The 21,565-nt window shown below is 69.3% G+C and carries 21 protein-coding genes and 1 tRNA gene; 10 read left to right on the top strand and 12 right to left on the bottom strand.

The features are described 5' to 3' along the window. Position 1: 1 nt before the first annotated feature. Entirely contained in the window at positions 2–751 is a 750-nt protein-coding gene (locus NRF20_RS15680) for a hypothetical protein (RefSeq protein ID WP_413752769.1), read from the bottom strand. A gap of 223 nt (positions 752–974) precedes the next feature. Between NRF20_RS15680 and NRF20_RS15685 the strand changes: the two genes are divergently transcribed. The 6 genes from NRF20_RS15685 (at position 975) to fxsT (ending at position 8,764) form a co-directional block, all read left to right on the top strand. Further along, positions 975–2,330 (top strand): tetratricopeptide repeat protein, encoded by a 1,356-nt coding sequence (locus NRF20_RS15685; protein WP_413752770.1) that lies wholly within the window; start codon positions 975–977, stop codon positions 2,328–2,330. 35 nt (positions 2,331–2,365) lie between these two features. Continuing rightward, complete coding sequence (locus NRF20_RS15690) at positions 2,366–2,863, top strand: NUDIX domain-containing protein (protein ID WP_413752771.1); 498 nt, start codon at positions 2,366–2,368, stop codon at positions 2,861–2,863. Between the two features lie 35 nt (positions 2,864–2,898). After that, positions 2,899–3,501: a hypothetical protein gene (locus NRF20_RS15695; RefSeq protein ID WP_413752772.1), complete on the top strand. Its 603-nt coding sequence runs from the start codon at positions 2,899–2,901 to the stop codon at positions 3,499–3,501. Positions 3,502–4,159: 658 nt separating this feature from the next. Further along, the gene (locus NRF20_RS15700; protein WP_413752773.1) at positions 4,160–4,513 is read left to right on the top strand and encodes an ASCH domain-containing protein; all 354 of its coding nucleotides are present in this window, start codon (positions 4,160–4,162) and stop codon (positions 4,511–4,513) included. Between the two features lie 79 nt (positions 4,514–4,592). Next, the gene (locus NRF20_RS15705) at positions 4,593–4,991 is read left to right on the top strand and encodes a hypothetical protein (RefSeq protein ID WP_413752774.1); all 399 of its coding nucleotides are present in this window, start codon (positions 4,593–4,595) and stop codon (positions 4,989–4,991) included. Further along, positions 4,988–8,764 (top strand): FxSxx-COOH system tetratricopeptide repeat protein, encoded by a 3,777-nt coding sequence (fxsT, locus tag NRF20_RS15710; protein WP_413752775.1) that lies wholly within the window; start codon positions 4,988–4,990, stop codon positions 8,762–8,764. The genes NRF20_RS15705 and fxsT overlap by 4 nt, the downstream gene beginning before the upstream one ends. A gap of 322 nt (positions 8,765–9,086) precedes the next feature. Here fxsT and NRF20_RS15715 read toward each other — a convergent pair. Next, positions 9,087–9,204 (bottom strand) — tRNA-OTHER (locus NRF20_RS15715). A 368-nt stretch (positions 9,205–9,572) separates the two neighbouring features. Here NRF20_RS15715 and NRF20_RS15720 point away from each other — a divergent pair. Then, positions 9,573–10,052: a VOC family protein gene (locus NRF20_RS15720; protein ID WP_413752776.1), complete on the top strand. Its 480-nt coding sequence runs from the start codon at positions 9,573–9,575 to the stop codon at positions 10,050–10,052. A 69-nt stretch (positions 10,053–10,121) separates the two neighbouring features. Here NRF20_RS15720 and NRF20_RS15725 read toward each other — a convergent pair whose 3' ends face one another. Further along, a complete protein-coding gene (locus NRF20_RS15725) occupies positions 10,122–11,594 on the bottom strand; it encodes an MFS transporter (RefSeq protein WP_398631136.1) in 1,473 nt (490 codons plus the stop codon). Positions 11,595–11,696: 102 nt separating this feature from the next. Between NRF20_RS15725 and NRF20_RS15730 the strand changes: the two genes are divergently transcribed. After that, positions 11,697–12,308, top strand: coding sequence for a TetR/AcrR family transcriptional regulator (locus NRF20_RS15730; protein ID WP_398631137.1), 612 nt, complete (start codon positions 11,697–11,699; stop codon positions 12,306–12,308). Between the two features lie 7 nt (positions 12,309–12,315). On the opposite strand, the gene NRF20_RS15735 is transcribed toward NRF20_RS15730, so the two are convergent. The 5 genes from NRF20_RS15735 to NRF20_RS15755 form a co-directional block, all read right to left on the bottom strand. Next, the gene (locus NRF20_RS15735; RefSeq protein WP_398631138.1) at positions 12,316–12,939 is read right to left on the bottom strand and encodes a nucleotidyltransferase domain-containing protein; all 624 of its coding nucleotides are present in this window, start codon (positions 12,937–12,939) and stop codon (positions 12,316–12,318) included. Between the two features lie 43 nt (positions 12,940–12,982). Next, on the bottom strand, positions 12,983–13,900 hold the full coding sequence (locus NRF20_RS15740; RefSeq protein ID WP_398631139.1) for an NAD(P)H-binding protein: 918 nt from the start codon (positions 13,898–13,900) through the stop codon (positions 12,983–12,985). Then, a complete protein-coding gene (locus tag NRF20_RS15745; RefSeq protein WP_266358061.1) occupies positions 13,897–14,256 on the bottom strand; it encodes a DUF952 domain-containing protein in 360 nt (119 codons plus the stop codon). The genes NRF20_RS15740 and NRF20_RS15745 overlap by 4 nt, the downstream gene beginning before the upstream one ends. Before the next feature lie 213 nt (positions 14,257–14,469). Continuing rightward, positions 14,470–15,477 carry an NAD-dependent epimerase/dehydratase family protein gene (locus tag NRF20_RS15750; protein WP_398631206.1) on the bottom strand — a complete coding sequence of 336 codons (1,008 nt, stop codon included), beginning with the start codon at positions 15,475–15,477 and terminating at the stop codon, positions 14,470–14,472. A gap of 85 nt (positions 15,478–15,562) precedes the next feature. Further along, entirely contained in the window at positions 15,563–16,516 is a 954-nt protein-coding gene (locus tag NRF20_RS15755) for a LysR family transcriptional regulator (RefSeq protein WP_398631140.1), read from the bottom strand. Between the two features lie 267 nt (positions 16,517–16,783). Here NRF20_RS15755 and snpA point away from each other — a divergent pair, with 267 nt between their 5' ends. Both snpA and NRF20_RS15765 read left to right on the top strand, forming a co-directional pair. Beyond that, positions 16,784–17,440, top strand: a complete 657-nt coding sequence (gene snpA / locus NRF20_RS15760) for a snapalysin (RefSeq protein WP_398631207.1) — start codon at positions 16,784–16,786, stop codon at positions 17,438–17,440. Between the two features lie 191 nt (positions 17,441–17,631). Continuing rightward, positions 17,632–18,087, top strand: coding sequence for a group II truncated hemoglobin (locus NRF20_RS15765; protein WP_398631141.1), 456 nt, complete (start codon positions 17,632–17,634; stop codon positions 18,085–18,087). Between the two features lies 1 nt (position 18,088). Here NRF20_RS15765 and NRF20_RS15770 read toward each other — a convergent pair whose 3' ends face one another. The 4 genes from NRF20_RS15770 to NRF20_RS15785 all read right to left on the bottom strand — a co-directional run bounded on the left by NRF20_RS15770 (position 18,089) and on the right by NRF20_RS15785 (position 21,563). Further along, entirely contained in the window at positions 18,089–18,448 is a 360-nt protein-coding gene (locus NRF20_RS15770; RefSeq protein WP_398631142.1) for a GntR family transcriptional regulator, read from the bottom strand. A gap of 2 nt (positions 18,449–18,450) precedes the next feature. Then, on the bottom strand, positions 18,451–19,434 hold the full coding sequence (locus NRF20_RS15775; protein WP_398631143.1) for a DUF1648 domain-containing protein: 984 nt from the start codon (positions 19,432–19,434) through the stop codon (positions 18,451–18,453). A 180-nt stretch (positions 19,435–19,614) separates the two neighbouring features. After that, entirely contained in the window at positions 19,615–20,283 is a 669-nt protein-coding gene (locus NRF20_RS15780) for a DUF6304 family protein (RefSeq protein ID WP_398631144.1), read from the bottom strand. Positions 20,284–20,468: 185 nt separating this feature from the next. Beyond that, a complete protein-coding gene (locus tag NRF20_RS15785; RefSeq protein WP_398631145.1) occupies positions 20,469–21,563 on the bottom strand; it encodes a family 2 encapsulin nanocompartment cargo protein polyprenyl transferase in 1,095 nt (364 codons plus the stop codon). Positions 21,564–21,565: the final 2 nt, after the last annotated feature.

The raw sequence follows: 21,565 nt of genomic DNA on the forward strand, positions 1-21,565 counted from the left end.
GTTACGCGGCGGGGTTCACGCGGTGGGCGTAGACCTGCTCGATCCAGCCCGCCTTGAACGCCGCGAGGTCGTCACGGAAGTTGGCCATCGAGGCACCGTAGGGCGCGACCACGCCGCCGGACTGGTCCGGCACGGACTGGCAGCCGTGCACGAGCCGGCCGCCAAGGGCGGCGTGGGCCTTGATGGACTCGATCCGGCGGTGCTCGTTGAACCAGCCCCCGTGGTAGACCTCGTCGAGCATCCCGCCCATCTCGTCGTCCAGGTCGAAGACAACGGAGGTGGCGGCGGGGAAGAACCAGCACGGGCCGACGTTGGAGATGTGCCCGTCCAGCTCGACCTTGTTGAGCGCCATGAGCGTGGCGGCCTCGCGGAGCATCCGCATGTGGTCGGCGGTGATCTGAGGGAGTCCGAGGCCGGTGAGGTGCTCGTCGCGGAAGAGGTACGCGTACACCTCGTAGGCGGTGGCCAGGACGCGGGCGGCGTCGGGGGTGGACTCGCCGTGGTTCTTGATGAAGTCGAGCGCGAGCTGCTCGACCGCGCTCTCGGTCGTCTCGTCCACGTCCAGGAGCTGGCGCTTGACCAGCTCCCAGTCGGCGACGAGCCAGGTGTTCGACTCGAAGCGGAAGAAGTACTCGTCCGGGTCGATGGTGATGCGCTGCCCTTCGACCTGGATGCCGGGCAGGCGGCTCCAGCGCGGGTCGAACGCCTCGGGCAGCTCGACCGTGATGGCCGTGGTGTCGATGGTGGTCACTGTGTCTCCGTCTCTGATCGGCCAGGTTCGGGCACAGGAATGCCCGAGCCTGGTGTGGGCGTACGGAACTTCGGGGAGCCGCCCGGACCAAGGGGGAGCCTGGATCACGGTCGCACCGTTCCGGGCGGCTGCTGATAAGTGAACCCGTGGTCACGCTCAGTGGGTACGGTGGAAGGCAGCTGAAGCGGTATACGCGGTTTACAGCTCCGGAGTGGAGGCGATCGTGGCGGCGCAGAGAGACCCCAACTCCCGTCTGCGCGACGTCATCGACGCGGTCGGCTGCACCTACGAGGCCCTCGCCCGAGACGTGCGGCGCATCGCCGCCGAGAACGGCGAGATCCTCCAGACCAACAAGTCGGCCATCTCGCACTGGGTGAACGGCACTCGTGCCCCGTCGGGCCGAGTAGGCCAGTACCTCGCCGAAGCACTGTCCCGTCGAGCGGGGCGCACGATCACCCAGACCGAGATCGGTCTCCGCTCCGGCGAGGCCGACCAGCAGGCGGAATCCGACCCCGTCCTCGCCGTCACCGACCTGGGCCGCGCCGACGTCGAACGGCGCCGCTTCCTCGCCATCGCGGCCTTCACCACCGCTGGCGTCGCCATGCCGCTCGGTTACGACCACGAGGCCACCGCCCGCATGCTCCGCGCTCGCACCGGCACGTCCCTGGTCGGGGCGGAGGACGTGGACGTCGTACGGCAGATCACCGCGGCCTTCAGCGCGGCCGACGAGCGCCTCGGCGGCGGGCACGGCCTGACCACCGTCACCGCGTACCTCGCCGACACAGCCGCCCCCATGCTGCGCGGACGCTTCCCCAGCGAAGGCTTACGCCGGGCCGCCTTTGGCGCCGTCGCCGAACTCGCCTACCTCGCAGGGTGGAAGCACCACGACCTCGGCGAGGAAGGCGCCGCCCAGCGCTACTACCAGGTCGGCTACAAGCTCGCCTGCGAAGCCGACCCCCACGGCCACGCCGCCTGGATGATGCGCGCCCTCGCCCACCAGGCCCTGAGCCTCAAGCAGCCCCACCACTGCGTCGACCTTGTCGAAGGCGCCCTCCGCACAGGCCTCGGCCACATCGACGGTCAGACCGAGGCTCTCCTCCACATCACCCACGCCCGCGCCTACGCGGCCGTCGATGAACACCCCTTGGCCGCGCGCGCCCTGCTCGCTGCCGAAGACGCCCTCCTCCGCGACGACGGCCCCCAGCCCAGCTACTCCCGCGTCAGCGGCCCCGCCGCCGGCACCGTGGCCAGCCACACCGCCCGCACTCTGACCGACCTCGCCGACCACATCGGCACCGAGCAGCAGCACCGGGACGCGCTCACCCGCTGGGACCCGGACAAGTACAAGCGCGTCCACGCCCTCACCCACGCAGACCTCGGCGACAGCCTCGCCGCCCAGGCCCGCGCCGACGAAGCCGTCGCCGCCTGGACCCAAGCCCTGGTCCTCATGGAGGGCATGACCTCCGACCGCACCCGCAAGGCGATCACCTCAATCCGCTCCACGCTCGCCGTCTACCAACGCCGCCGCGTTCCCGGCGCCGCCGATCTCGCCCGCTGCGCCCGCGAAGCCCTCGCCTAACATGCCCAACAACCCGCCCGACGAAGGGAACCCCTGTGCCCCAGCAGACCGACGACCAGCCGAAGGCCCTCAAGCCGGCGCTCGAATCGATGACCCTGCTGGTCGCCGCGGTCATCGTCCACGACAAGGCCACCAATCGCGTGGTCCTCCTCCAGCGCAGCGAGAACGCCAAGTTCGCCCAGGGCATGTGGGACCTCCCCGTCGGCAAGAGCGAGCCGGGCGAACCCATCACCAAGACGGCCGTCCGCGAGCTGTACGAAGAGACCGGTCTGACCGTGAAGCCCGAGTCCCTCAAGGTCGCCCACATCATCCACGGCGCCTGGGGCGTCGAGGCCCCCAACGGTTTCCTCACCGTCGTCTTCGCCGCCCACGACTGGACCGGCGAACCCGAGAACCGCGAACCCCGCAAGCACGCCCAGGTCTGCTGGGTCGACGCCGGCGCAGTCCCCGAGAACTTCGTGGACACCACGTCAAGCGCCCTACACCGGTACCTCACGGGAGGTCCGGAGGTTTCCCTCGACGGCTGGAGGTAGAGGGGTCCCAAACCCCGCAGGGACTGAAGGGACCGGTGTTGAAGCTCCTCTTTCACTTCTATGCGGCCATGTCAGCTCTAGCCACTGTTGTGACCCCCACCGCAGTTCTGGCCGGTTTCGTATTTGTGGCCCGCCCTGTCAGAAAGCCAGGACGACTGCTCAACCGAACGTCCTTCCTGCGGGGCCGCACGGACACACGGGTGCGGACTCTGATCCACGAAGCCGAAGGCGCGCTGAACGGGCTGGGAATCCAAAATCCGAAGCAGTGGGGAGAGGCCGAGCTGAAGGTCTGGGACCTGGCCGAGCGAGGCCGTCGGGTGGTTTCCGTCTCCCTCCTTCTCCTGTGTCTCATCACCGTCTGCACGGGTGCGTTACTCACCGCGCTCATGGAGCACCACTGGGACATGGCCATGGAGATGTGGCTGCCGTCGTATGCGTTCTTCTTGCTCACGGTGTGTTACGTCCAGCTCGACCTGATAGCCATCAGACGAGGACGGTCCCCTGCCTATGCGCAGTGGGCTGCCGTGAGCACGCTCGTGGCCTGCCAGACCCAGGCAGACGGGAGCCAAGCAACCTCCGTGACGACGGCACAGCTCAGCAGGAACGTAGAGAGACTCAGCGACGCGCTCATCACGTAGGCCCAGTTCGGTGTCTCACGCAAGCCAGGACCGCGTGCAGCCTTGTTGACGCGGTGCGCCGGCATGTCCCGGCGCTTGGAGAGCGCATTCGAGACCAGCCTTCGTGATCGTTCCCAGGTAAGGGTGCTCGCCGAGCACATCGTGCACCTGATCGACGCCCTTGGGCGTCAGGAGCCCTTGAACATGGTCTCTTCGGCAGAATCTGCGCCTGCAGAGTCCGTGCCCGCAGAGGGACCACTCCCGTGGCGTATGGTCATGGCTCACCTCCTGGCCTTCCTCACCGGAGTCGGGCTGATCGCGGGATTCAAGGCCCTTGGGCTCAGCGCCGAGTACCTGCTTCTCCTCGCTCCGCTGATCTACCTCGTGGTGCAGATCCCCTACTTGGCAACAGGCAGAATCCCCACCACGTTGCGGCACCTTCCCCGCCTCGCAGCGCCCATGCCCGAGCCCGCTTCGGAGAGCGAAGCGCACATCCGATTCCGACGCTTCAGCCGATGTTCCACGCCAACTCGTGCCGGTGCCTCAGAGGCACGACTGAGCCAGCAGATCGCCTCTCCACAAGAAACCCGCTTCGGATCAACCACCTCTCGAGCTCGTACTCGGCCGCCGAGATCGGCCGCCTGATGGTCGCACCGTCCTCCAGGAGCGTTCCCTCCCGATGACCGACCGCACCGCCCGCGTCCGCGAGCTCAACCTCTGCCGCCAGTACTTCGAGCTCCTCGCCGCGGGCACCAAGACCGTCGAGGTGGGGGTCAAGTACCCGCACCTCGCCGACCTCACCGCCGGCGACATCATCCGCTTCCGCATCAAGGGCACCGACGAGACCTGCGACGTGCAGGTCCTCCGCGTCACCGAATACCCCGACTTCGGCGCCCTCCTCGACGGCGAGGGCCCATCCAACGTCAACCCGACCGCCACCCGCAACCAGCAACTGGCCAACATCCGCACCATCTACGGCCCCGAGAAGGAAGCCCTCGCCCTCGCCATCGAGATCACGCGCACCAGTCGCTGAAGCAGGTGGGGCCGACCGTTTAGCCAAGACCAGCCTCAAGTGGCTTCTCATCACTAAAATGGCGCCTAGCACGATTAAGGTGATCGACATCCTGGGGGTTCAGATGGACTTAGCGTTGGCCGAGCTGGCAATTGCGGCGCTGGGTGGTGCCAGCGGAAGCCTGAGCGAGGCAGTCGTAACGGATCTCTGGCAGCGTCTCCGGAGCCGCTTCTCGCGCAATGACCAGGCTGTCGCCGTCCTAGACGCGCGAAATAGCAACGATCCAGCTGCCGTCGCTCTACTTGGTGAGGCCCTACGTCGTGAGGCCGCGGCCGACCCTGAGTTCCGTCGTGAGATGGAGGAGTGGTTGTCACTCCTCGCTAAGCCCGTTGGCTCCACTACCAACACCGTGCACGGATCCCAGGGGCTCAATGCGCCTGGGGGAACCTTCAACGGTGAGGTGCACATGTCGTTCGGTCAGTCCGAGCAAGCACGATGACGACGAGCCCCGAACCCGCTCGGGACACGACAGCTATCAGCGTCCTGGGCTCCACGGGTCTCAACGCTCCGGCGGCGCATTTCCACGATTCGGTCACCGTTAACGTCACGGGCCTCAGCTCCCCCACCCCATCCTTGCAGGAGTTGCTCGCACTCGGCTCGGTAGAGGCTCCCTACGGCAGGCTTCCGCAGGCCGTGCTGGGGCGTGACAGCATCCTGACGGCCCTCACACAGACCGTGGACGATCCGCGTATCCAAGTCCTGTCCGGGATGGGCGGAGTGGGGAAGACGACGGTCGCCCTGAGCGCAGCCGAGCGGGCCAAGAAGGCCGGAGCCGAGGTCTTCTGGATCCAGGCCGGATCCGCAGCTGCCGTGGCCGACGGGATGCAGCAGGCGGCTCTCCGCGCCGGAGCCCCGGCCGAGCACGTCGCCCATGCCTGGGAGAAGGGCGGACGGCCTGCAGCCGATCTGGTGTGGCGCCATCTGGCGAACCTGGACCGCCCCTGGCTGCTTGTCTTCGACGATGCCGACGATCTCAACGTACTGTCCTGCCCAGGCGCCGCGCTTGCCGACGCCACGGGCTGGGTCAGGCCCCCGATCGGCATGTCACGTGGCGTCCTCGTCACCACGCGCGACGGCAACAAGCGATCCTGGGGCGACCGAATCGCACGCTTCCACCGACTTGAGGTCCTGGAACTCGAATTCGCAGGCCAGGTCCTCCAAGAACTGGCTCGTGAGGCAGGGGACGCGGCCTCCGCCAGGGCTCTGGCCGACCGGCTGGGCTCCCTACCCCTTGCACTGCACTTGGCGGGCACATACCTGGCCATGGCACACGGCGATCCACTGGCCGAAGCACAGACCTTCGCCGAATACTCCGACGTGCTCGACGGCTCCCCGCTGTTCCTCGACGACGCGGCCGAGGGCGTGCACGGGGATCTACGCAACGAGGAAGACCGGGCCCGCCGGACCATTGCCGGTACGTGGGAGCTGTCCCTGTCCCTCCTCGAACGGCAGGGCACAGAGCATGCCCGCAGCTTGCTGCAGTTGCTGTCCTGCTTCGCCCCGACCGTCTCCCTGCCGAACGCTCTGCTCAACATTTCCGCCATTGCCACTCTGCCGATGTGGCCCGCGAAACTTCCGCCCCGGGCAATCAGAACTGCCATGGGCGGTCTTCGCAGGTTCGGCCTCATCGGGGTCAACACAGGTTCGACGGAACCCGTCTACCAGATCCACCGGCTCGTGGCCGAGGTGTCGGTCGCCCCACTCCTCACGGAGCCCGGGGCCTACCGAGAGGTATGGGACTCGGCTGCCGATCTGCTGGTGACAGCCACTCCCTACATGGAGAATCCGCGGGATCCGAGTTCCTGGCCGGCTTGGCAGGGGCTCATCCCGCACTGGCAGGTGATGCTGCGACGATTGCCGCGATGGGGTGCCACGGCCGATGACCGTCTCAACGGCCTGTTGATCGGTGCCGGGGTCGCTGTTTCCTACCTGCACTTCCGAGGCGAGTACGCGGCGGCCTGCGAACTGGCGGACGAAGCGTTGGAGCGTGCTGATTCTGCAGAAGCCGCTCCCTGGGTCAGGGTGAATATCCGCAGGCACCGGGCCATTGCAGTCGAGGAGATGGGCGATCTGACGGCGGCGGAGTCCGAACTTGACCGCATTACGGAGGAGTGCGTCAGGCAGTTCGGGGAGGCAGACTCCACCACCCTGACCGTGCGCTACCAGCGGGCGAGAGTGGCATGTCAGCGAGGAAAGCTAGAGGAGGCGGAGCGCGAGTACGACGAGGTGATCCGTCATGAGACCCGACTGTTCGGCGCCGATGCCGCCACCACGTTGCGCTCGCGGCACGGTCGTGCCATCTGCATCAGAGGCATGGGCCGCCTCGGTGAAGCTGCGGACGAGGGAAGACTGGTGCTGGAAGGACTGCGAGCCGAGCTGGGAGAAGAGCACCCCGATGTCCTTGAAGCCCAGCACGAATTCGCGATCTCTCTGCGCGATCAGGGGGAGAACCAGCGTGCCGAGGAGGTCTTCCGCCAGGTTCTCGAACTGGAAGAAGAGGTTCTCGGAGCTGAGCACCCATCCACGCTGATCACTCGTGCGAACCTGGCCATCACCCTCGTCCTGCGACAGGAATTCACCGCAGCGGAGGCCGAGATTCGGGCCGTGCTGGACGCTCGGACACGCATCCTGGGGCCCGATCATCCCGAGACGCTCGACGCGCGTCACAGCATGGCCCTACTGCTCACACAACAAGGGGAGCTCGACGCGAAGAGCGCTGCGGCGGTATTCGCGGAGCTGACCGACGCGCAGAAAAGGCAGCTCGTCGACGACCACCCCAACGTGTTGGCAGGTCGTAACAGCCGTGCTGCGGCACTCCGCTCTTTGGGCGAACTGACCGAGGCGGAATCGGAGTACAGGTCGATCTTGGATTCGGCGACTGCGCGCCACGGCGAACATCACCCAGTCACGCTCAACGCCCACTACGAGTGGGCCATGGCCTTGGGACGCGTCGGGCGAACGGACGAAGCCATATCCGAGGTGCGCAATGTCCTGGCCCTCCAGGAGACCGTGCTTGGCAGCTCCCACCGCAACGTCGCCAGTGTCCGAGCATCGCTGGGCACGCTCCTGCTGCAACAGGGAAGCCTTGCCGAAGCCGAGGCGCAGTTGCAGCAAGCGCTGAATGCTCTGCCGGAGCACGACGGGGGGCGTCTGGACGTCCGGCACGACCTGGTGGCGGTGTTGCACGCGCGTGGAAGGCTGCGGGAGGCCATCCGTCAGTTGCGGGAGATCGCCGACCAGGAACGACAGAAGTCCGGGCCCGCGCATCCCGACACGATTACCGCCCGCAACAGTCTCGGGGTCGCGCTGAAAGACTTCGGAAGTCTCGACGAGGCAGCTTCCGTCTACCGCGAAGCGCTGAGAGACGCAGCCTGTAAGCACTCCGACGATCAACCCCTGGTACTGACGCTACGACATAACCTCGCCGTCGTCATGCGCATTCAGGGCAATCCCGACGCGGCAGAGAGGGAGCACTCGGCGATCCTGCAGATCCAGGAACGTAGGCACGGGCTTGAGCATCCCGAGACGCTCACCACTCGGCTTTCCCTCGCCCGCATTCTGGATGACAGGGGGTTCGCCGCCGAAGCCGAAGCCGCATTCAGGGAAGTCCTGTCGGTATGTGCCCGCGTCATGGGACCTGATCATCCAAGGACCCTCTCCGTGCAGGGGAACTTGGCGTATCTACTGGCCGATCAGGAGCGATTCCCTGAAGCGGAGACGGAGTACCGCGATGCATTGTCCGCGTGCCGGAAGGCCCTCGGAGTCGACCATCCCGAGACTCTGACAAATAATCACAATCTGGCCATGGCGCTGGGAAACCAGGGAAAGCTCACGGAGGCTATTCCCCGGTTTCGTGACGTCGTGGAGCGTCGGGACCGCGCGTTGGGGCCTGACCATCCGGAGACGCTGCTAGCGCGCAAGAACCTCGGTGAGAGTCTGAGCCGGGCAGGGCAGCCGGCGGAAAGCGCTGAGGAGTTCAAGGAAGTGGCGGCCGGTTGGGCGCGTACACGCGGTGCGGAACACGACTCAGTCTGGGACGCACGCTACCGTCGAGCTCAGCTGCTGTGGGAGGCCGGACAGCCACGCGCCGCACAGGAGGAGCTCGAAGCTCTGCTGGACCGCACCCTGGAAGTCCGGCCGGATGGGGATCCACATATCACCACGTTGCAACGGGTGCTGATGGCAGTGCGTGCCGACGATGGCGATTCCTAGCATCGGCAGCTACACGATCCGCACACCAGAGGTAGAGCAGTCCGCACACAGTCCGCAGGACACCCGATCAGGACCGTCGCACCCCATCGCCAGCCATCACCAAAAGGCCAGGTCAGCGACCTGCGGCAGCCATCGCCGCAGGTCACCGACCCGGCCCATTACTAGGAGACCAAGAAGGCTTGATCGCCCCGCCCCGGCGACCGCGGCCGCGCCGCAGTCCAGCGGGCAGCCAGAAGGGCCCGACCGCTTCGACCGGTCGGGCCCTTCGGCGTCCCCGGAACGTCCGGGAGACGTACGGGAGATGCGGTCAGCCGATCGGCTGCGGAGCCGGCGGGATTCGAACCCGCGGACGGGGAGGGCAGGTCCGCCCGAACCCCCTCAGTCGGCATGAGGGGGACCTCCCGCACGCCGATCGCAATGGGCCGCTCTGCCACGGCTCCGCAACCTGCGGGACTGCGCAGTCCCGTTCCGGGGAGCGTAGAGTCAACACCCGGCAGAAGACAGCTGTTTGTCCGGCGCAAGGGTCACACCGCCCGGCGAGGTCTCCGCCGCCACCATGACCTCACCGGCGCTCGTCCAGTCGGGGCCGTGTGGAGCCGAACGGCGCTGATACCCCTCTTCGTACGTGGCGGACGGGAATGGTCCCGGCCCGGGCCGGACACCCGCTGAGCCGCGGCTGTCCGCCGTGGGCCGGGGCGCCACCGATGCCCCCTATGCGATATGCGACCGATGAGTTTCCGGTACGGGATCAGTCGGTATGGGTGGACATGCGCGCACGACGGACATGCGCTCACGACAGGAGACAGCGATGACCACCGAGGGCTTCACCACATGTCTGTGGTTCGACGGGCAGGCCGAGGAGGCGGCGGAGTACTACCTCTCGGTCTTCAAGAACTCCCGCCTCGGCAGGATCGGCCGCTACACCGAAGCAGGGCCCGGGCCCGCCGGGTCGGTGATGGCGGTCGAGTTCGAGATCAACGGCCAGAAGTTCGTAGGGCTGAACGGCGGACCGCAGTTCACCTTCAACGAATCCATCTCGTTCCAGATCCACTGCTCGGACCAGGACGAGGTGGACTACTACTGGAGCAGTCTCACCGACGGGGGCGAAGAGGGGCCCTGCGGCTGGCTGAAGGACAGATACGGCGTCTCCTGGCAGGTCGTCCCCGAGGCGCTGATCGATCTGATCGGCGACCAGGACGCCGAGAAGGCCGCGCGGACCACCGCGGCAATGATGACCATGAAGAAGCTGGACATCGCCGCGCTGCAGAAAGTGCACGACGAGGGCTGACGGGGCGGAGATGCCGGACGGGGGCCGATCCGTCCGGCATCTCCGCGTCATCGGCGGGCGGGCCGTTGCTCACCGACGCGCGCCACCACCCGCTCGACGCGGACCGAGGAAGGCGCCGGCGAGCAGGGCGCCGGCCAGGACCAGTGCCGAGTCGACCAGGATCGCCACCGAGACTCCCGACAGGACACCCTCGGGCCCGGTGTCACCGAGGGCGGACATCCGGGCGGTGGCGACGGCGCTCATCACCGGGATGCCCATGGTGATACCGACCTGCTGGGTCATAGTGGCGAGGCCGGTGGCCAGGCCCTGTTCCTCGTCGGGGAGACCGGAGGTCGCGGTGACCATGAAGCCGACGATCATCAGCATGTTGCCGATGCCGCCGATGAAGGTGGCCGCGAGCAGAAGCCAGATCCAGGCCCCCGATGTCCCGAGCGCGACCAGGGACAGCGTGGCGACGGCCTGGATGACGCCGCCGGTGACGATGGTCGTACGGCTGCCGTACCGGCCGACCACACGGCCGCCGAACGTGCCGCCGGTCACGGTGCCGATGCCCAGGACGCCGAAGGCGAGACCGGTGGCGAGCGGTGAGTAGCCGAGGACCTCCTGGAGATAGAGGGTGAGCAGGAAGACCAGTGAGGTCTCGGTGACGAAGGCGATCAGGCCGGCAGTGTTGCCCCAGATGACGCTGCGCCGCTTCAGGATGCGTACAGGGACCAGGGGCGCCGTGGCCCTCTTCTCGACGGCCCAGAAGCCGAGGAGGAGCGCGAGACCTGCGAGGAGTGCGGCCAGGGTGGTGGGCGTGGTCCAGCCGGACTCGCCGGCCCGGGTCAGTCCGTAGACGAGCAGAAGCAGTCCGCCGGTGACGGTCGCGGCTCCGGGGACATCGAGCCGGGAGCGTCGTGCGGGGCGCGAGTCGGTGATGACGGCCGGGGCGAGGAAGACCACCAGGGCGGCCACGGGCACGTTGATGAAGAAGGCCCAGCGCCAGGAAAGCAGATCGGTGAGCAGACCGCCGAGGATGGCTCCGGCGGTGAATCCGGCGGACATCAGTGCGCCGTTGAGACCCAGCGCGCGTTCCCGCAGCGAGCCTTCCTTGAAGGCCGTGGTCAGCAGCGCGAGTCCGGCCGGGGTGACCGCCGCCGTGGCGAGACCCTGCAACACCCGTGCGGTGAGCAGGACTTCGGGCGAGGTGGCGAGACCGCCCAGGGCGGAGGAGAGACCGAGGACGACCATGCCGCCCAGGAACAGCCGTTTACGGCCCACGAGATCGGCGATGCGGCCGAACAGCAGCGTGAAGCCGGCGGCGGCGAGCGCGAACGCGGTGGCGATCCACTGCAGGTGGGAGAGGGGGAAGCCGAGGCCCTCGCCGACGACCGGCAGTGCGACGTTCAGGATCGAGAAGTCAACGGCGATCATGAACTGGGCGCCGAGGAGAAGAGCGAGGACCAGTTTCTGCCGTCCGGTCATGCGGATTTTCGGGGATGGCACGGCGGGAGCGGCATCGGTGGTGCCGGAAGACTGGGCCCGGCTGGGTGCGGACATGGCTGCCCTTCCTCAGGGAGAGGTATTAATGGGACTAGAGTTCCGTTAATGTGCGAGTCACCGTAGCAGAGGAAGCTTTACTAATGGAACTGGAGACCCGTTATGACTTCTGAGGGTGTGGAGCCCGGCACCGTCCGGCCCGGTGGCCGTACCGCCCGGGTCCGTGAATCGGTCCTGCGGGCCGCAGGCGACGCCCTGGCCGAGCACGGCTTCGACCGCCTGGACCTCGCCGATGTCGCGCGCCGCGCGGAAGTCGGCAAGACGACCGTCTACCGGCGCTGGTCCACCCCCACCGGCCTGATCGCCGACCTGCTCGACGACATGGCCGAGCAGTCCTCACCCCGTGCGGACACGGGTTCCCTGACCGAGGACCTCCGAGCCAATGCCCGGCTGGTGGTCGCCACCCTCACCGATCCACGGCAGGGCGCCCTCTTCAAGTCCGTGATCGCCGCGGCGACCTGCGACCCGCGCACGGCCGAGGCCCTGCACCGCTTCTACGCGATCCGCATCAAGGAGTGGTCCGGCTGCGTCACCGAGGCCGTCGAACGCGGGGAACTGCCCGCGGGCACGGACGCGGACGAGGTGATCCGCGCCGTATCGGCCCCCCTCTACTACCGGCTGCTGGCCAGCGGCGACCCGCTCGACGAGGCGGCGGCGGATCGCGCCGCCACGGCCGCGGCCGCGGCGGCACGGGCGGGTGCGTACGTGAGGTGAGGGGTGGTCAGCCGGCCGGGTGGGCACGCAGACGCGCCGCCCACGGGTGGTCGGCGCCCTGGGCCAATGTGATCGTCTCGGTCAGCCAGGCACGCCGGTCCGCGGTGAGGGTCGGCAGCGCCGTCGCGAAGTCCTGTTCGTCCTTGGGCCGCGGGGACTTGGCCTTGTACAGGAGCTGTACCTCAGGGGAGAGGTACGGGACGCCGTCCTTCGAGACCCGGCCGAGCCGGTCGAGGGGGAGCCGGATGCGGGAATCACGGCGGAACAGCCAGTCGGTGCCCTCCGCGTCGTCGAGCATGAGCTGGATGCGCCAGGGCTCGGCGGGCCCGGGGCGGCACCAGATGTCGTGGACGTGACGCGGCAGGACCTCGCCGGGGAGCCAGGGGCGCAGGGTGCCGGGAGGATCGGCGGCCCACCACTCCCAGCCCGCCAGGATCTGCTGGGCGGTGAGCTGGTCGCGGCGGAGCAGGAGTACGTCGATGTCGCCGTGGTCCCGGAAGGTGTGGCCCACGGCGAGTTCGACCGCGTATCCGCCCGCGATCCACCAGGGGACGCGCAACGGAGCGAAGAGGCGGGCGGCCTCTTCGAGCGGGGCCGGATCCCATGGGCCCCAGGGGGTCTCCGTACGCATGGGCTGCGGCCCCTCTCCTCTTCCGGTGTCGCCCGCCGTGCGGTCAGTCCGTTTTCAGCAGATGCCGATAGCTGTCCGGATGCTCCCTCAGATAGGTGGCCAGGCTCATCGCCGGATGCCCGGTGAGGTTCGGTACGGCGTCCGAGACCGTGGACATCTCGCCGGTGGCGATGGCCTCGTACGACGTCACCCAGCCGGCCACCTCCCAGTCCTCGGCACCGTACTGCGCCCGTGAGGCATAGGCCTCCTCGCGGGTCTCCGGTACGTAGGTGATGGTCCGGCCGGTGACCCGGCCCATCTCCTCGGCCGCTTCGGCGAGAGTGAACGCCTCGGGGCCCGTGAGGTCGTACGTGAGCCCGTCGTGGCGGGTGTCGACGCTCTCGGTGCCGGCCGGCAGCACGGCGGTCGCGGCGTCCGCGATGTCCTCGTGCGCCACTGCCGACACCCGGCCGTCGCCGCCGGGACCGCGCAGCACCCCGTCGGCTCCGGTCATCGCCGGGAGGCCGGCGAGGTACAGGCTGTCGCGCAGGAAGGTGTAGCGGACATCGGTGGCCCGGATGTGCGCCTCGGTGTGCCAGTGGTCCCGGGCGAAGGTGAACGTGGCGTCCGGCGCCGCGCCGAGGAACGAGATGTACACGATGCGTTCGACGCCCACGGCGACCGCCGCGTCCACGGCCGTCGCGTGCTGGCGCACCCGGTCGGGGCTCTCGTGCGCCGAGACGAGGAACAGCGTGTGCGCCCCGGCGAGGGCGCGGCGCATGGCCTCCCCGTCACCGTAGGGGGCGGGCGGTGCGGCGACGGCGCCGGGCAGTTCCGGCAGCCGGGACGGATCGCGGCCGAGGAGCCGCACGGGCACACCGGCGCGCACCAGGCGCTGTGCGACACGGCCGCCGACCGCACCGCTCGCGCCGGTGACGGCGACGATGGGGGCGCCCGGGTCCGTGGGGGGTGGGGGGTTCATGCGGGGTCGCCTTCCTTTCGCAGCCAGGGGCGCACCTCCACGACCGCGTCCACCGGGACGGGGCCGTAGATGTGCGGGAACTCCTCGCCGCCGGGCGCGACGGACTCGTACCGTACGGGTGCCGGGAGACGGGCGGGATCGATGACGAGGACCACCAGATCCTGGTCGCCGGCCCCGGCCCGGCTCCCGGCGCCGTACAGCATCTCGGCCACGCCTGCGAGCTGGTGCGGCAGCGAGCAGTGGATGAAGCCCTCTTCGTGCAGGGTGCGGCCGCGGGTGGACATCTCGTACGTCCCGATCCCGCGGGCCGCCTCCCACAAGGGGCCTTCGGTGAGGTGCAGCAGCAGTTCGGCCATGGGCCAAAGCTAGCTGCGCCGACGCGTCCTGCGGGCCATCAGCGTGGCCGCCGATCCGGCATCGAGCAGAACTGCCACGATGGCGCCGAGAATCCATTCACCGCCGCGGGAACCCGTGTTCGGGAGCGAGGGATGGGCCGGCCGGTTTCCGATGCACCCGGATGCCCCGGTACGTAGGGCCGCATCGGGGCACGCCGTGCGCGCGAGCGCGCCTCAGGCCGTATCCGCCAGCAGTTCGGCCTCCACCCGCGGGTCCAGGCCGACCGCGGCCCGGTCCGGCCGTTGCGGGGCCGCGCCGTCCAGTTCGACCAGCCACTTCCAGGTATCGGCGACCGTCTCGTCCACCGGCCGGCAACGCAGACCGGCCGCGTACGCCTTGCTGACGTCGCCCCGGTGCATGGTGTCGTACAGCTCGCCCGGCGGCAGCCAGACCGGCAGGTCGCTCCAGGGCTCCACACCTGCCGCGAGGATGGTCTCAGCGGGTGTCCAGCGGAGTTCCGCATCTGAGCCGGTGGCGTGTACACAGGCGTCCAGCAGTTGCCCCATGGTGGCGTGGCCGGGGCGGCTGACCAGGTTGTACGGCCCGTGCAGACCACCGCGCCCCGCGTCCAGGAGCCAATCGGCGAGGTCGCGGGCGTCGATGTACTGGAGCATCAGGTCCGGTGTCCCCGGGGCCAGTACGAGCCCGCCGCGGGCGATCCGCAGCAGCCACCAGGGCAGTCTGCCCACGTTCTCCCAGGGGCCCAGGATCAGTCCCGCGCGGGCCAGCAGGGCGCGGTCCCCGAAGGCGTCGAGTGCGGCCAGTTCGCCGCCGCGTTTGGCAAGGGGGTACGAGACATCCCCACCGGCGTCGGGCGAGGCACCGGCCACCAGCGGGCCGTCCTCGGGCAGACCGGCCGGGGCCGGGTAGTCGTACACGGAACGGCTGGAAACGTACGCGTACCGGGCGGCCCGGTCGGCCAGCAGACGGGCCGCGTCCCGTACGGCCGAGGGGGCGCCGCTCCAGGTGTCGACGACCATGTCCCACTCGGGCGTACCCCTGTGGCGGCCGGCGGCTGCGGCCAGCGCGGCGAGACCGTCGCCGGTGGTGCGGTCACCGAGGAGTTCCGTCACGCCCTGCGGGGGTGCGTGACGGCCGCGGTGGAACACCGTGACCTCCCAGCCGCGCGCGAGCGCCGCCTCGGTCACGGCGCGACCGACGAATTCCGTTCCGCCCAGCATCAGAAGCCTCATGGGACCGACTCTGCCCGCCGGACGGCCGGGGTGGAACAGGTCCTCGCTCTCGGCGGAATCGGACAGCGGTCCTTCACTGTGTGCGGGCGAGCGGGCTGCGGTTGCGCAGCAGCCACTGGTGGTACCCGGCCGCCCGCTGGGCCGCCTCCCGGTAGGCCGCCTCCAGCTCCCCGTACACCGTCGCCATGTCGGCGCCCGGCCGGGACACCAGCAGCAGCCTTACGGCCAGGGGGTCGTCGCGCAGCGGACGGATCGCCATGTCGTCGCGCGGCCCGGAGGTGGGCTGGCAGGGTGCGACCGCCTCGCCGAGCACGACGAGGGACGCGGCGGTGAGGTAGTCGCCGTGCAGGACGGTCGGCGCGAGGCCCGCCTCGCCGAACACCCGGCGCAGCCCGTCCCATTCGCCGTCCACCGTGGGGTCGACCATCCACCGGTCGGCGGCCAGGTCCCCGAGGTCGACCACGGGCCGGTCGGCGGCCGGATGGTCCCGGGCCATGGAGATGAACTGCGGTTCGCGGTCCAGGAGTACGCGCTGCTCCAGGCCCTCCGGGATGGCCAGCGGACAGCCCTCGACCTCGTGCACGAAGGCGACATCGAGCCCGCCCGCATCGACCGTATGCAGCAGGGCACTGGCCGATACGTCGACCCGCAGCGAGATGTCCGTGCCGGGCAGCCGGAGCCGCAGCCTGCGCAGCCAGCCGCCGATGACCCGGCTCGCGGTGCAGCCGATGCGCAGCCGGGGGCCCGGGGCGCGGACCGTTTCGGCCTCCGCCTTCGCCTCGCTGACCAGGGCGGTCATTCCGTCGACCAGGGGGCGGGCCCGGCTGAGGACGGCGCGGCCGAGCAACGTCGGCCGGCAGCCGGTCCGTTCGCGGCTGAACAACTCGGCGCCCAGAGTGTTCTCGATCCGCCGCAACTGGGTGGTCAGGGAGGGCTGGCTCACGCCCAGCCTGCGGGCCGCTCGGTGCAGGCTGCCCGTGTCGGCGATGGCGCACAGCGCCCTGAGGTGTCTCACCTCAAGCTCCATACGGTCGAGCGTAGGACGGCGTGCCACGGTCGCACCAGACGCCCCAATCCCATCAAAGTCCATTAATTCACCGGGAGTTGGTGGAGACGTCGACAACGGCACCGGGGATGGCGATAAGCCGGTGCTATCGCCGGTTGACATCATCCGCCACGGCTTCCGCTCCCCGACACTCTCTGCGTACCGCACCCCGTCCGAGTCCGATGACCGGACGGGTTCATCGGACAGGTAATCGGTAGGAGACCCCCCATGAGACACCCCAGGACCGTCATGTCGGCCGTGGTCGGCCTCGGCTTCGGCCTCGCGGCCGCGCTGGGCACCGCACCCGCCATCGCCTCCCCTCCCGCACCCGCCACACCCCCCGCCGCCGCCTCGGAGGCCCACGCGGGCTACACCTCCGGCTCCGGGTCGCACGAGAGCGCCGCCGCGAACAAGGCGTTCTTCGAGGCGGTCGCCAAGTCCGTCGCCAAGAAGCGGGCGGCGAACCCCGGCGCCCAGGCGGTCACCATCGTCTACAGCACCGCCAACGCACCGAGCTTCCGCACCGAGATATCCAGCAGTGCGCAGATCTGGAACAGCTCGGTCTCCAACGTCCGGCTCCAGGAAGGCTCGAACGCCGACTTCGCCTACTACGAGGGCAACGACCCGAGCGGTTCGTACGCCAGCACCGACGGGCACGGCAACGGGTACATCTTCCTGGACTACGCACAGAACCAGCAGTACGACTCGACCCGCGTCACCGCGCACGAGACCGGTCACGTGCTCGGCCTTCCGGACCACTACTCCGGTCCGTGCAGCGAGCTGATGTCGGGCGGCGGTCCCGGCACGTCCTGCACCAACCCGTATCCCAACGCGAACGAGCGCAGCCAGGTGAACTACCTGTGGCAGAACGGCTTCGCGGCCGCACTGGCACGCAGCGGCTCCTGATTGCTGTCCGGCTGCTCAGCGGCACCGGGGGCCACCTCGTAGGACGGGGTGGCCCCTTGGGCCTCTGACGGACAGGTGAACGCTCGCCCCCACTTGATCCGCCCGCAGCGAACAGGCCGGGCCGCGCCACTCGTTCCGGGGGATGCTGGAAACGGCCACCACAGGCGGGCCGTCCCCATGGAGGTACGAGCGTGAGCGAGCGTTCCGGTTCCCTGCACGAAGCCGTCGGCGGCATGCACGCACTGCACCGGCTGAGCAACACCTTCTACGACAACGTGCTGGCGGATCCGCTGCTCGCATCCGTCTTCGCGGATTTCACCCCGACCCATATCGAGCATGTCGCCGTCTGGCTGGCCGAGATCTTCGACGGCCCCGCCGACTTCACCGCGCAACACGGCGGTCACCAGACCCTGTTGCGCGCCCACCTCGGGCTGTCCATCACCGAGCAGCAGCGGCTGCGCTGGATGGAGCTGATGACGGACGCCGTCGAGAAGGAGCTCCCGGACGACGCGCTGCTGCGCCGCCGGGTCCTGGAGTACTTCGACTGGGGCACGGGCGTCGCCCGCGATGTGTCGGCGTCCCCGGTCGGCGAGGACCTCGGCGATCCCGGCCCGACGCCGCGCTGGGGCTGGGACGGACTGCGCTGACCTACGGGTTGTTGAGTGCGGTACGGACCAGGGTCAGCAGCTCGTCCTCCGTCATCCCCAGCTCGCGTGCGTCCGCGGCCACTTCGCGTACGCGCTCCAGCAGCCGGGCCCGGTGCGGGGATGCGCCGCCGGTGACGACCGCACCGCGCCCCCGGCGCAGTTCGATCAGCCCCTCCTCTCGGAGCTGCTGATAACCCCGCAGCACCGTATGGACATTGACCCCCAGGGAATCGGCGAGCACCCGGGCGGCGGGCAGACGTTCGCCCGGCGTCACCGTCCCCTCGGCGACGGCGCGGCGCACGGACGCCGCGATCTGATCACCGAGCGGCACGGTGGAGGTGGGATCGACGCGGAAGAGCATGGTCAGTGCTCCGCTCGGCGCTGGTCGATGAGGGTGTTGAGGAGCGCGGCGCCGGTCGCCGAATCGTCGACGGTCACCGCGAAGTCCCGGCCGCCGGCCAGTGTCGCCACGATTCCCTCACCGGAGCGGATCATGACACCGCTCCGTCCTGGGCGGATGCGATACCCCCAGCCCCCGTACTCCGCAAGGGGGTTGATGTCCCTGCTGGTCGCGGCCTCGATCCGGTCGAGCGGCACCCTGAGGCGCGGCCAGGGCAGCATTCCCGAGATGGTGATGCCGCGCCGGTCCACCACCACGTACGGCCGGGCGAAGGCAGCCAGCAGCACACCGAGGAGCAGCAGCGGAATCGCGGCCGCCCAGCCCGAGACGAACAGCAGCACCACCCCGCCGGCCACGAGCGCGAGCGCGATCAGCGGAAGCCACCAACTCCCGGCGCTGCGCGCCCATCCGGCGACCTCCCCGTCGGCGAGCGCGATCCGCGCACCGTCCCCGGCCTGCCCGGTCGCGGCCGGCTGCTTCGGTACGGGACCGAGCGCGGCCAGCACCATCCCGAGCCCCCCGGCGAGCACGGCGACCCCCAGGGCGACGGCGAGCTGCCACATCGGGAACGACACACCCTGCGCCTCCCCCTGCGCATTCTCACCGGCATCCACGTTGGCGAGCAGCACGGCTGCCATCACCCAGCCGAGGAATCCGGCGAAGGCATATCCACCGGCGACCAGCCAGCGGTGGGCCCACCCGTAGAACTTCCCCCGCACCACCGTGAGGGCCCACAGAGCACCGGTCACGGCGAACAGCAGAACGTTGGCCACGGCGTGCCACACCTGCCCCGCATAGCCGTCCGCCCGGCCATCGGCCCGGAAGTGACTGGCCAGTTGTCCGGGAAGCCGGTCGCGGAAGACGGCGAGCAGCACCAGATCGGCGACGAGCGCGAGCAGGAACGGCAGGGCGACGAGAGTCGCGCGGCCCAGATTCTTACGCATCATGAAAACCTCCATTGTTTGCATGCTAATAGAACAATGGAGGTGTGGCAAAGCTTTGACGGCATGCCGTCGGGATGGCATGCCGTCGGGGATGGCGGGATGAGGTACGGACCGCCCTCGTCGTGGTCGGGAAGAGTCCGACGAGCAACTGGAGGGCGGCAACAACCGGTCAGGCGGAGAAGATCAAGCCAGCTCCAGCGGGAACGCACCCCGGTGCCCGGTGCCGACGCCTCGCTCCGGGCGGGGCTCGTACTCGCGGCAGCTCCAGATCTCCTGGACGAATCCGGTCCGCCGGTCCCACAGATCCAGGACATCGCCCTCACCGGCCGCCCCGCGGTAGGCGTCCTTGGCGCCCCGGAAGCATGCGAGGCCGCCGGAAAGGCCGCGGCCGGGGGACGGGAAGTAGTCCGAGAAGGCGCAGGCGATGCAGGTCTGCAGGCGCACGCCGGGCGGCAGGGCGCGCTGGATCGTGGCGAGGGCGGACGCGAAGTCGCTCTCCGCACGATGGGACCCGTAGGCCGCCCCGCCGAACTGCAGCTCCAGGTAGAGATACGGATCGGGGCGGCGCAGCGACAACAGGCAACCGAGCGTGGCCTGATGGACGGCTCCGTCCCAGAGGACCGGGAGCGGCAGGTCCCATTCCAGGACACAGTCGCCCAACGCACCGTCCACCAGGGCGAACAGGTCGTCGGCCGGTGGTGTGCCGGCCACCGGGGTGAGGCTGTCGAAGCTTTCGCCCTCGAAGTCGATGCCCCTGGTCCGGAGGCGGAGTTGCTGTCCGTCGGTGGTGAGGATGACGGCGTCGGAACCCTGTCGGTCCCGGTACCACCCTGCCCATGACTCATCTGTCATGGGCACGGACTGTAGCCCGTGCCCATGACAGTCGCCCGGTCGCCCTCCTTTTCGTCTCACGGGCCTTGTGACCTCGGCACCTTGCTCCGTTCTCCTTCTCCGCCTCCTTCACCGGTCTCGGCTCTCCGCTCCTTTCTCCGCGCCCCCTCCGATCCCGCTCCGCGTACCGCTCCCTCCTTCCGTGCTCAGTGCGTCCGGCGGGTGACGAACTCCGCCAGGGTCAGGAGATCGCCCGCCGGGGCCAGGTCGGGGACCGCCCGGGACAGGTGGTGGACCGCGCGTGCCATCCGGTCGGCCGCGCAGATCTGCGCCCAGTCCCGGCCACCGGCCCGGTCGACGGCATCGGTGGCGCGGCTCACCTCACCGGGTGTATTCATCGGTCCCCGGTAGAGCGCGGCCAGTTCGGCCGCTGCGGGCGTGCCGGAGGTCAGCGCGGCGACCACGGGCAGGGACTTCTTGTGGGCGACGAGATCCGCCCCGACCGGCTTTCCGGTCTGTGCCGGATCCCCCCAGATACCGATCAGATCGTCGATGAGCTGGAAGGCGAGGCCCGCCTCCCGGCCGAATCCGTCCATCGCGCCGACCGCCCGCTCCCCCGCGCCGGCATACAGCGCACCCAGTGCGCAGGCGCAACCGAGCAGGGCTCCCGTCTTGGCGGTGGCCATGGTCAGGCACTCGTCCAGTGAGACTTCGTGCGGACCGCGTTCCTCGAAGGCGCAGTCGGCCTGCTGGCCTGCGCACAGCTCGATGACACAGGTCGAGAGCCTCGCCGAGGCGCGGGCCGAGGCCGGGCCGGCGTCCTCGGCGAGCAGCCGCTGGGCGAGGGCAAGCATGGCGTCACCGGCGATGACCGCGTCCGGGATACCGAAGACCGCCCAGGCCGTGGGCCGGTGCCGGCGGGTCCGGTCCTCGTCGATGACGTCGTCGTGCAGCAGGGTGAAGTTGTGGGCCAGCTCCACGGCGACGGCTGCCCGTACCGCCCGTTGCGGGTCGCCGCCCAGCGCCCGGGCGGCGGCGAGGACGAGCGCGGGCCTGATCGCCTTGCCCGCCCGTCCCGATGACGGGGTGCCGTCGGCCTGCTGCCAGCCGAAGTGGTACATCGCTACGCGGCGGATCGATCCGGGCAAGGAGTCGACGGCGGCGCGCAGTTGGGGATCGACGAGGGTGCGGGTCTGTTCCAGGAGGGCTGTGGCCTCATGGCCCTGCACTGCGAGGGCGGCCGGGTCGTTGTCACCCGGGGCCCGGGGTGTGGGCGGTTGGAGTGCGTGGTGGGTCTTCACTG

Source organism: Streptomyces sp. R-74717 (assembly GCF_047305335.1).
Lineage (GTDB): Bacteria > Actinomycetota > Actinomycetes > Streptomycetales > Streptomycetaceae > Streptomyces > Streptomyces atratus.